The organism is Niabella yanshanensis (genome assembly GCF_034424215.1).
Taxonomy (GTDB): Bacteria; Bacteroidota; Bacteroidia; order Chitinophagales; family Chitinophagaceae; genus Niabella; species Niabella yanshanensis.
In genome coordinates this window covers 452,132-463,684 of the sequence record NZ_CP139960.1, presented here as the reverse complement: position 1 = coordinate 463,684, position 11,553 = coordinate 452,132, and the positions used below count along the sequence as shown (strand labels likewise).

General features: G+C 44.3%; 8 protein-coding genes. All 8 read right to left on the bottom strand.

The window, feature by feature from the left end; translation table 11 throughout:
* Window positions 1–21 precede the first annotated feature (21 nt).
* The 8 genes from U0035_RS01625 to U0035_RS01590 all read right to left on the bottom strand — a co-directional run bounded on the left by U0035_RS01625 (window position 22) and on the right by U0035_RS01590 (window position 11,549).
* The gene (locus U0035_RS01625; protein ID WP_245957853.1) at window positions 22–3,282 is read right to left on the bottom strand and encodes a glycoside hydrolase family 2 TIM barrel-domain containing protein; all 3,261 of its coding nucleotides are present in this window, start codon (window positions 3,280–3,282) and stop codon (window positions 22–24) included.
* 178 nt (window positions 3,283–3,460) lie between these two features.
* Complete coding sequence (locus U0035_RS01620) at window positions 3,461–4,762, bottom strand: bile acid:sodium symporter family protein (RefSeq protein WP_114793278.1); 1,302 nt, start codon at window positions 4,760–4,762, stop codon at window positions 3,461–3,463.
* Window positions 4,763–4,779: 17 nt separating this feature from the next.
* Window positions 4,780–5,472, bottom strand: a complete 693-nt coding sequence (locus U0035_RS01615) for an aspartate/glutamate racemase family protein (protein WP_114793279.1) — start codon at window positions 5,470–5,472, stop codon at window positions 4,780–4,782.
* Between the two features lie 181 nt (window positions 5,473–5,653).
* Window positions 5,654–6,451 (bottom strand): IS3 family transposase, encoded by a 798-nt coding sequence (locus U0035_RS01610; RefSeq protein ID WP_162818026.1) that lies wholly within the window; start codon window positions 6,449–6,451, stop codon window positions 5,654–5,656.
* Window positions 6,452–6,462: 11 nt separating this feature from the next.
* Complete coding sequence (locus tag U0035_RS01605) at window positions 6,463–6,855, bottom strand: transposase (RefSeq protein WP_114793349.1); 393 nt, start codon at window positions 6,853–6,855, stop codon at window positions 6,463–6,465.
* A 70-nt stretch (window positions 6,856–6,925) separates the two neighbouring features.
* Window positions 6,926–8,242 (bottom strand): four-carbon acid sugar kinase family protein, encoded by a 1,317-nt coding sequence (locus U0035_RS01600; RefSeq protein WP_114793338.1) that lies wholly within the window; start codon window positions 8,240–8,242, stop codon window positions 6,926–6,928.
* 1 nt (window position 8,243) lies between these two features.
* Window positions 8,244–9,488, bottom strand: coding sequence for a ribulose-bisphosphate carboxylase large subunit family protein (locus U0035_RS01595; RefSeq protein WP_114793339.1), 1,245 nt, complete (start codon window positions 9,486–9,488; stop codon window positions 8,244–8,246).
* A gap of 45 nt (window positions 9,489–9,533) precedes the next feature.
* On the bottom strand, window positions 9,534–11,549 hold the full coding sequence (locus tag U0035_RS01590; protein ID WP_114793340.1) for an aceric acid hydrolase: 2,016 nt from the start codon (window positions 11,547–11,549) through the stop codon (window positions 9,534–9,536).
* Window positions 11,550–11,553 lie beyond the last annotated feature (4 nt).

Below are 11,553 nucleotides of genomic sequence, written 5' to 3'. Positions count from 1 at the left end.
TAAGGCAAAAATAGCCTTATTTTAGAGCGGGCGAATATAAAAACTATATTCGTAATGCCCTGCCTTAAGCTGATATTGTTCCAATGGTGCAGCCACCTCGCTCCAGCTATCGTTTCCGCCAACACCCATCTGTACCAGGTCTATATTCAAAGTTATAGAGTTTGCCGGGTATAATTTATGGGTATGTTTTGCCTCGATGATGTTCTTTTCCGAATAAGGCCAGGCACTCATGCTTAATAAGCTGTCCGCTACAATCCTGATTCCTTCTTTTGTTCCTTTCCTGTATAGATTCAGCCAGCGAACATCAGTGCGGTTACCATTCTCCTGGGGTACCACGTAAGGCTCCATAAAATCGTAAATACCCATATCATAAACACCTGCATTAAAGCCATAGTTCCGGTCAATATAATTCTCCAGTGGTCCCCGGCCAAAATATTGAATTTGAGTAAAAGTCATGTTTACGCCCGTTTGCATACCTACTTTGGGTATATTCGGTAAACCTGGTTTTGCATTTAATTCGTAATTCACTTTTACGACACCTGCTTTACTTACCGTATAAAACACTTTCACTTCGACACTATCATTAACCATCGTGTAAATACTTTGAACGCCTTTTAATCCTTCGACTTCTGCCTCGGCTACAGATTTCAACTGAGGCTGATTATCATACCACTGCTTTAATACACGGTGTGTTTTCCAGCCTTTACGGTCATTATCCGTTTGCGGCCTTTTAAAATGAGGCAGCAAAGCCTGCCCGATTAACTCGGTATTTCCTTTTTTATAAGACACCAATGCTCCATTTGATTTATCGATGCTTACAGTTACACCTCCTGTCTGAACCGTAAACTGATGCTCTTTCTCAACAAAAGTCACTGAAGAGTTAGGCCCGCTTGGTTTTGACAAAGGAGTTAATGCTAACTGATTACCGGCGATCACAAAACCTTTCGCCGCCCAGGGCTTATCTTCCTTTAGGGTAAATTCTATATCAGCATGATACTCGGATCCGCTTTTAAGCTTTGGAAGGTATTTACCCACGCTAAATTCAGCTGAGCTGCCGCATTCGATGCTATCTATTTCCAAAGGTTTACGCCAGAGCAATTTACCGTTTTCCCTGATCGATATCCAGCCGTTATAATGCGCAGTGGATAAAACAGGGCTGCGGTTAATGATTTTTATAAGGCCCTTACTGCTATCGGCCCACTCAGATTGTACGGGTTGAAAAACACGTTTGCATTCATACATAGCTGCTTTTGGCCTTCCATCTGCAGCCACCACACCCTTTATCGTAAAATTGTCGTAGTATCTTTCTCCAAAATCGCCGCCATAGGCGTAATAAGGTTTTCCTGTTGCCGAATCATATTTCACCAGGCCCTGGTCTTTAAACTCCCAGATAGCGCCACCTATCACCCGTGGCAGGTTGCGCCATTGGTCCCAGAAATCTTTGATATTGCCTGCACTGTTGCCCATTGCATGCGCGTATTCGCAAAAGAAGATGGGACGATGATCGCCGTTTTTTTGACTAACCAGTAAGGGAGCCGTATATAATGCCGGGTACATGCGGCTGATCACATCAATATAATACTGGTCTTTGGGATTCTGTATACGATGTGAGTGATCATTTGATTTCAAATAACGGGGATCAGAAGGATCGATATATCCCTCTTCTTTCGGACTTCCCATAGCCGGTTCATAATGCAGCGGGCGCGTCATATCAAAGTCTTTGATCCATCCTGCCATGGCGGCATGATTGGGACCGCTTCCTGCTTCATTGCCCAGGCTCCACATAATAATGGAAGGATGATTTTTATCGCGCAAGGCCATACGGGCCACGCGTTCTACATATGCGGCTGTCCAGCGGGAATCGTGATCCAGCTTGCCTCCCAATCCATGTGTTTCATGATTGGATTCATCGATAACCATAATGCCATATCGATCGCAAAGATCCAGCAGGTAGGGATCAGACGGGTAATGACTTAACCGTACCGTATTAAAATTAAACTGCTTGATCGTTTGAATATCCTGTAAAATATCTTCCCTGGTTAATGCTTTACCACGTATAGGATGATGGTCAGGGCGGTTCACGCCATATAGATAAGTCTCCTTTCCGTTGATCAGCAATTTGCTATCGGATTGCCTGAACTCAATGCTGCGAAAGCCCAGCTTGCAGCTCTTGGCTTCCCATACTTTTCCTGTACTGTCTTCGAGGCTCAACACCAGGGTGTATAAATGAGGCGCTTCTGTGCTCCATTTTAAAGGATTATTCACTTTGGTTTCGAGCAAACCAAATTTTACCCGATCCAGCCTGGGATGAATTTCATTGATGATGGCATCAGCGCTGATACTCCATTCATCTTTTAGAACGGCTTTATTGGCCGCATCATATAGTTGGGCTTTCACTTTATAGCCAGGTACTTCTTTACCGGTTAAATTTTCTAACCGCGGACGAATGCTTAAAACAGCGTCTTTATATTCTTTATCCAATTTCGCCTGGTAAAAAAAATCAGCAATGCGTAATTTAGGTTCTGCCATTAAATAAACCTCGCGGTGAATACCGCTCAAACGCCACTGATCCTGGTCTTCCAAAAAACTACCATCGCTCCAACGGATCACCCACACAGAAACAATATTTTCCCCATCTTTCAAATAAGGAGTGATATTAAATTCTGAAGGCAGGAAACTGTCTTCTGCATAGCCCAGGAACTTACCATTCACCCAAACTTTATAAGCAGAGCTTACGCCACCAAAATGCAGCGTGATATTTTTATCCTTCCAGTCTGCAGGCACCGCGAAAGAACGTTGATAGCACCCTACTCCGTTATAGTCCTTTGGCACCAGAGGCGGGTTAACAGGCCGGAACGGATATACGGCACTTTTGTAGATTGGCTTATCATACCCCTGCATCTCCCAGCTCGAGGGTACGGGTATTTGTTTCCATCCGGATACTCTTTGTTTGTAAAAATCTTTGGGCTCATCGCCCGGCTTTAAGGCAAATTTAAAATCCCAATTACCATTTAAAGAAAGGTAACGGCCACTCTTTTCCCGGTCTCCTTCTATCGCTTCTGCAACACTGCCAAATGAATAAGCGGTAGCCCTAGACAAATCGCGATTAATACCGCTGATTAATGGATCTTCATAGGGTTCCGTTTGATAAATGGCCGGCGCGCTGGGAACAGCAGCCGGCGTCTTATCAACCAATTGTGCTTCAGCTTTTGAAACAACCAAAGCGCCTATCATACTTATAAAAAAACTACGGTATACCTTAATTGAAATCTTTTGAATCATGCTTGTTTAACTTCTGAAATATTTTACTTAATTCTATACACCCTTTTGCATTAGTACTCGCATCGAGGCTCTGTATATTATTAACCGCGGAGAAAGAGAGAAGCAGAGGCAACGCAGAGAGATCTTATCTTCATTTATAACTCAGCGCATTGCTCCGCGTACTTATTTTCTCTGCGGTTCACTTCTCCTCGGGTTCTTTTTCCTTTGAAGGCTCCACAGGCCTCTTCCTCCAGTAGTTAGCCAATATACTTCCGCTTATATTCATCCAGGGACTAAAGACTGCAGCCGCAAGGCCTACCGTGCCCAACTTCCCCATCGATCCGGCAAGACCGCTTGCCATTCCCCCGTTTTGTAAGCCTACTTCAAAAGCCACGGTGCGACTGGAATTCCTGTCGAGCCCGAAAAAGCGACTGAACCAGTAACCAAAGAAATAACCCGCCGCATTATGGACCACCGATGCGATGAACAATAAAAAACCAACTTTCATGAGGTTATCCCTGCCTGCTGCTGTAGTAACGGTAGTGAAGTAGATGATACCAAACATCGAGATAAAAGGCATCAGCTGATCTACTTTTGGATACACTTTATACAACTGGTGATACAGGGTACCTGCCACAACTGCGGCCGCCAGGAAGCCCGATAATTCTAAAGACTGTAAAGCCGCATGTGATGCCCCGCTTGCTGCGATACTGGGATACAGCCACAATAAAACCGATAGCGCGTAAACAGCGCAAATCACTGCTGCTACAATGATACCTCTCGCCCTGGCTTTGCCGGCCCCTTTCAGGTAATCATGTAATAAGGCTGCACCTATGGGTACGATAACGATCTTAATAATCTCGATCATCATATCAATGAACTTCACTTCTATTAATGTACCTGCAAAGGTCTTCATCAATAAGGGCGTTAAAAAAGGAGCAGCCAATGTAGCCATAGCTGTAACAATAACCGACAACACCAGGTTGGCCCTTGCCAGGTAAACCATTACGTTAGACGCCAGCCCACTGCTACAACTGCCGATCAATATAATACCGGCCGCGATCTCCGGCTCAAAATCAAAGACCTTAGTGAGTAATACTCCCATTAAAGGCATTACGGAAAAATGACACAGCAGACCAACAATAACACCTTTGCCCGTACTCGCCAATCCTTTAAAATCTCTCAGGCTCATATGCGTACCCATCCCAAACATCACCAACTGGATAATGACCAGTATCAAAGTCTTGTCCCTCAGGTTCACAGGTCCCCAGTTCATAAAAGCCTGTGGGTACACCATTCCGGCCACCACGGCGGCAATAATCCATGCCGTATATTGATAACCTTTAAGCGCCGACACCGAGCCTAAACCTAATGCCAGTGAAACAGCTGTAACAACTGCAAGTATTTTACTCAGGTCAGGTTGATGCAACAATAAGCTCATCAATAACCCAGCCGCAGCAACAATACAAACCCATAAACTGATCCGATATAATTTAATCATGGCAGCAATCGTTTCGTTTATTTTAATACTCTGGCTAAATATTCCATCGCCAAAGGCGGACTAGCCAATATCGGTACTTTCTTATCTTCTTCGGACAAGGTCCCGACCACGCGGGCCATAGAAGCCTGGGCCAACAGGATTACATCCACTTCCAGTGATAATTGTTTTAATGCAGCGCCCACAATATCATCATGCTTTTGAGCATCGCCGCTCATTAAGGCTTCGAAGGCTCCTTCACAAAGACGGGAAACCAGCTCAATATTTTTACCTGCAACAATGGCACGTCGCCTTACCAGGTCGCTGGTGGGTTCTAATGTGGTGGACAAAGTAGCCACCACTCCTATTTTACTGCCCGATGCAACTGCTTTATCAGCCATGGGCTGGTCTACACGCAGTACCGGCACACCGGTCAAAGTATCGGCCGTTTCAACAGCAGCGCCAATTGATGAGCAGGTAAACATGATAAGATCAGCACCTGCTTCTTCTGCCGAATTAGCATAGTTTACCACACGTTTAGCCGTTTGTGGTGTCAGCTCACCACAGGCGATCGTGTTTTTGATCAGGCTATCATCAACAATATTAAAGACTTTTACACCCGGTAAATGCTTTTTACAAAGCTCATCAAACACGGGTACCAATGTAGCCGATGTATGAACCAATCCTAACGTTTTACTCCCAACCCCGGAAGAGGTGTTCTTATTATTTTCCATATTTTTATTTTTTGACGAGTGGCTGGTAGCTGGCTCAAATACCGCAATTCACCATGTCATGTCCTGAAAAAAGTGGACATTTTTCTTGTTAATAATATTGTTTCAAATTTCATTATTTAATAAAAGTTAACCTTAGAATTACACCGCCCGCGCGGCGAGCGCATCTTCCTGGTTTGACATACTATGCTGCATTGTGTAACTGTATAGGTATTCTTAAATTTAAAGACCAATGGGGACGGCGGTAATTATAAGTATATATGGCCTCTTTCACTGCTTTAAATGCTTCCTGCTTATCGGCAAATACACTATCTAAAAGAAATTCCTGTTTCAATATCCCATTTACCCTTTCTGCCTGTGCATTCTCGTAACAATGATTTTCTTCAGTCATGCTAATTTCCATTCCGGCCTCCTGTAGTGCTGACACATAAGCATCACAACAATACTGGATGCCCCGATCGGAATGGTGGATCGTTCCCAGCGTCGAAGGATACTGCCGGATACTCATCTCAAGAGCTTTTAGTGCTCCAGCAATACCCAAACTCTCACTCAAATGCCAGCCGGTGATCTTTCGAGACCAGGCATCTGTTTGCAAAAACAGGTATACAAACCCGCTCGACGTCCTCAAATAAGTAATATCACTTACAATTACCTGGCCGGGTCCTGTAAGTAATTGATCTTTAACCTTATTGTTATACTTGCGAAAGCGATGATAAGAATCCGTTGTAGTAACATACCTCCTTCTTCTTTTTATCAGCAACTTCTGCTTGCGTAGTATATCAAAGAACTTATCGCGACCAACTCTACTGCCCGGTTTTGCCAAATCAGCTTTTAATAACGAATACAGTTTTTTACCTCCTATCATCGGCTGATAACGCCGAACCGAACCTACTAAATCTACCACTACAGCCTCTGTTAAATCCGATTGAATAATTGTTCTCAGCGATTTATAATAACCCGAACGGCTGTAACCAAAGTACAAACACAGCCGATTTACTTTTTGCCCTTTCTCCCCACACATGCGGATGACTGCTGTGCGAAATTTTTTTTTACATCTGTATCATAATGCTCATCCACTATGTCGATTAGTGTCTCCAAAGCTTGCTTCTCCAACATGCTGTCTGCCAAGGCCAGCTTCAGCTTTTTTACTTCAGCTTCCAATTCTTTTAAACGGTCTTTTTCTTCAAGCGTCTCCACTCTTAACACTTTACTTAATAAATGATGTTTACCAAATTGTCTGATCCAATTTTGAATAGTACTGCCCCCGCCGATATTATACCGCCTGCGAACAGACTCTACTGATAACCCTTTCTCCACTTCTCTGACAACTTTTTGCTTAAAGCTAATACTATACCGAACCTGTTCTCTAATGGATATCTTCGTCATCTGTCAGTTTTTTAATATAAAAACTGTCAACCTATACCAGGACAAGACACCATTCACCATTCACAATTGACTATTCATTATTCATCATTCTCCCCTCTCTCAGCACACCAAAATAATCCGGCGCGCCCACCTGTCCTCCTTTAAAATTCACTTCCAGTCCATCAATGGCCCGGTTTTGTGAATAGGCTTTACACAAAGGCGCTCCTGCTACCAATGGGGCAATCATTTCCACTGCTTCAATTTGCATCGCTCTTGCTGCATAACTACTGGTATCGCCGCCCGCAATTACAACCCGTTTTAGTGAACAGGTTTCTACGGCGCTTCTTGCAATACTGCCTAAGGCTGTCCCCAGTTTTTCGGAGGATAGATTGGCTCCATCTTTAGAGCCGGTATGTACCACTACGTTCTTTCCGCTCTTTAACAAACTGTTTACAGCTTCGATGATCGACTCGGTGACTCCGTCATCACAAACAGCAATAGCATTTAATATGACCTCTTTAAATCCATTTTCTTTAGACCAATTTATCTGGCCTGCAGTTACTGGTGAACAGCTTCCTGAAACTACCAATAACGGTTCTGCCTTACCTGGTTCAATCCATTCGGGTAAGACTTTTCCATCGCCCGTTTTATTCCATACAGTGCCCAAAGCCACTTCCACGGCTGAAGACCCTATTGAAAACAAGGGTTCATTTTCGTTGGCCTTCGCGTCCAGCCAATCGCCTATTTTTCCCAACTGTTGTTCTTCGGAAGTATCCACTAATACGGCATCTTCATCTTGTATCGCCTGATCCCATTCGGTTATTGGTTTTTGCATTTGAACGATATCGATCAATGCCAGCCGTTTGCTGGTTTGCTTTTGTATATGTAAACGCAGATCGCTTTCATCGGCTGGTGTAACGGGGTGTTTGGTCATGGAAGGGTGCCGGTCTAAACGATAGATCGCACCATTGCTACCAATTCCCATTCTCGCAAACAAATTCCCAAACACACAATAGCGGCCTAAAGAAGGAGTACCTCCTAAAACAGGTATCAGCTTACCCGCGAAAACAGCAGCCCCAACATCCATCACGCGCCCAATGCTTCCTACTAAAGGCGAAGAGTCAAAAGTAGAACATACTTTATAATGTATATGCCTCGGGCCGAATTGCTTTAATTGACTAAATGCCTCTGTTAACACCTGCTCCATTTCATCTGGACCCAACGATCTTGTTTTACCTGCTACTCCGATGACGTTAATGCCCGGGAACCTGGTTAATGCAGATACGTTGGGAGGTTCAATAAATAAAATGGCCTTAGCTCCTGCCCTGCAGGCAAACTCCAGTGCATCGGTAGATCCGGTGAAATCATCGCCATAGAAGGCCAACTGTATTTGAGGTTGAGCCGGCATATTATTTATCACCAAATTTCTCTACACTCTTTGCAAATTCGGGGTAGGTGGCTGCCGCTTCTTCCAATGTCAATCCCTCCACTGCCGAAGACCATGCCTGCTGCAAAGCAGCAACTCCTGCAGCAACCCCCATGGGATGGGCCATAATACCTCCACCTGCCATATATAAAAGATCCTGTGTTTGCGTGCGTCTCCAGGTTTCAAAAGCCTGCCCCCCCCATTGGCCTGAGGAGACAACCGGGATCACATTTTTTTGATCGAATAATGGAGTTAAACAGGCTTCAATAGAATTCACCACACTATCATCCGTTTCCCAGAATTTGTTTTTTATACCATTTACATGTAATTGGTCCACACCCGCCAATCTCCATATTTTTTGATAAGCCCTGAAATCAATACCCAATAACGGATGTCTTGTCAACATACCCCATCCGTTACGATGCGCGTGTATGGCCAGCTGGCGCTGATCACATATCTTTTTAACAGCGCTTAGTCCGACACTGTTAATGCTGATCATGGCACAGGTACCACCATGCTTTACAATTGTTTCGTAGCGCGACAACATTTCATCCATTTCCCCGCTCAGGTTAAAAGCGTACATCACTTTTTTGCCTGTTTTATCTGCATGTGTGTTGATCACCTTCATAATACCGGCTACCCTGTCTTCGAAACGCGAATTTGCGGAAGAAGATAATAGCTCATCATCTTTTATGAAATCAATACCGGCATCAGCCAGTGTTTGCACCATAGCCGCAGTATCCACCACGGTCAGGCCTATAGAAGGCTTGATGATGGTGCCGATTAACGGCCTTTCTGCTATCCCGGTTAATTGCCTGCAGCCTGCAATGCCAAATTCAGGGCCCTTAAATTGCTGGCCGAAGGAAGATGGCAATTCGATGTCCATTAACTTTAAGCCGGTAAATTGAGTAATCTCATACAGGTTGCCCTGCAAGCTAGACACCATTACGGGTAAGTTATAGCCAAAATTTTCAATGCTCCAGGAAACCTTCACCCTGGCTCTATGATATTTACCTGTACTGCTAACCGCACCGGGAATGGCCGACAGATCAACGGTCTCTAACAAAGCCACGTCCTCCACCCTGGCGGCAAACCGTTGCTTCAGTTCCTCTGTTTCACCAGGTACTGCTACAAAGGTTCCTGAGGACTGCTCTCCTGCCAATACTGCGGCAGCTTTCTCCGGATCATAAGGCGTTTCTATATAGTAGGTTCCGATAATTCTCTCCATCTTGTTTATTTATTGCTAATACTGAAGCTTCCAACTTTTCATGGGCTATCTTACTAATGGCATCCATACACTCATATCGGTTTCTCCTCGGTTGGCCCATGCATAGTAAGGAATTAATTTAATGTTTACCGGCGTTTGTTTTTTGCTGATTTCTTTATACAGGGTTCTGGTCCAGTCACCATTGCTTAGAAGCCTGGCTTCACCGGTAAGCGCCATCATATTACCATTGGCAATAGTTGCAGGTACTGGCTTTAATTGTATGTTAGAGGGGATCGCAATATTGAATACTTTTTGAGCCGGCATATCAGGTGATTCAATGCAATAAACGACAGGGCCTCTTTTTACTGCTACCTGGTTACGGGTTTCCTCCACCATTGGATTGGATTCGATCAAAGCAGCCGGCATATCCAGCACCAATTCTATTTTATCCCCCTTTTTCCATTTTTGATCTAAAGTAAAATATTGACCACCATTGATAGCGCCATTTACCAGCTTGCCGTTTACTTTTACCGATGCTTTATTACACCAGCCTGGAATGCGCAGATGAACGGGTAAGGTTTTTGCAGGCGCTTCCGTTATCGAAAGAGATACGGCACCATCCCAGGGGTAGTTACTCACCTGCTGCAGTGCCAGTTTACTGCCATCATTTAATACGGTTTGCAGCTTATTACCACCATACATATTAATATACAAACCATCTTTACCGGTGCTGTACATGTAATTGCTAACCTGTGCAATCGTGCGCACTACGTTAGGTGGGCAACAATTCGACTTGCTGATATAAGGAACCCGGCCACCTTCCCAACGCAAATGATAGGGGTAGTCAACGGTATGCGCGAGTGGATTGGTATAAAAGAATTTAGTACCATCCATGCTGATGCCACTCAACACACTATTATATAATGCTAACTCAACAATATCAAAATATTTCTCTTCTCCGGTTAATAGGAACATGCGATAGTTCCACAGCACATTACCGATATTGGCGCAGGTTTCATTATGCGCACTAAAATTAGGCAGCTGGTAATCCCGGCCATAAGACTGGTGTACCTTCTGAACCGTATCAGGAATATAAGAAGTGCCGTCAACTGAAACGCCGTCGTACAAAGCGCCACAGGCACCGGTTACATACATTTTGGTATTGATCACATTATTCCATAAAGTATCCAGGGTGGCCAGTAAAGTTTTATCTCCCTCTTCTGCATACAGGTCTGCTACACCCGCCATCAGGTAATTGGCTCTTACTGCGTGCCCAACAATTCTTTTCATATCCCTGAAAGGAGCACGATCACTGTTATCATCGGTACCTTCTACCGTTCCCCTTACATCAATCAGCTTATTTAGGAGATCGAGGTATTTCTTTTCTTTGGTGGTGCGATACATTTCGGCCAGTCCCATGTAGTGTGAGGGGCAGATGGCATTGCGGGCCTGTTCGGGCGTTGCTTTGGTATAAAAAACGATCAGGAAGTCTGATGCTTTTTTGGCAATATCCAATAAATTGGTTTTTCCTGTAGCCCGGTAATGGACACAACCGGCGGTCATCAGGTGACCAAAATTATAGGCTTCAAAGCTCAGCTTATCGTCGAACATTTTCTGCTCGCCGGTTTTGTTTTGCTCAATAATGTTTTTGGTATAAATATAACCATCAGCCCTTTGAGCTTTGCCAATCACCGCAATGGCTTCTTCCATCCAACCATTTAATTTAGGGTCTTTGGTAGATGCATACAAGGATGCCACAGCCTCCAGGGTTTTATAAAAATCTCCGTCGTGGAAAGAAGGCCCTCTAAACCGTCCTTCCTGTAAACCAGCTGCTACTTTGAAATTCTGGAACGAATAACAAATGGTGTCGCTGGTATAAGTGCGCCATAATGCAGGCACCATAGAATTTTTCAATACATCAAAACGTTCGGCCCAAAAGCCCTTGGTCCATTGCACATCGCTTAACCCAACGCCAGACAGCTTAGCATATTTACTTTGAGAAGTGTTTACCAGTGCACTCTGTGCCTTTACCGACGCACTACAAACTATACCTGCTACTAATAATTTAAATCCTTTTTTCATGCGT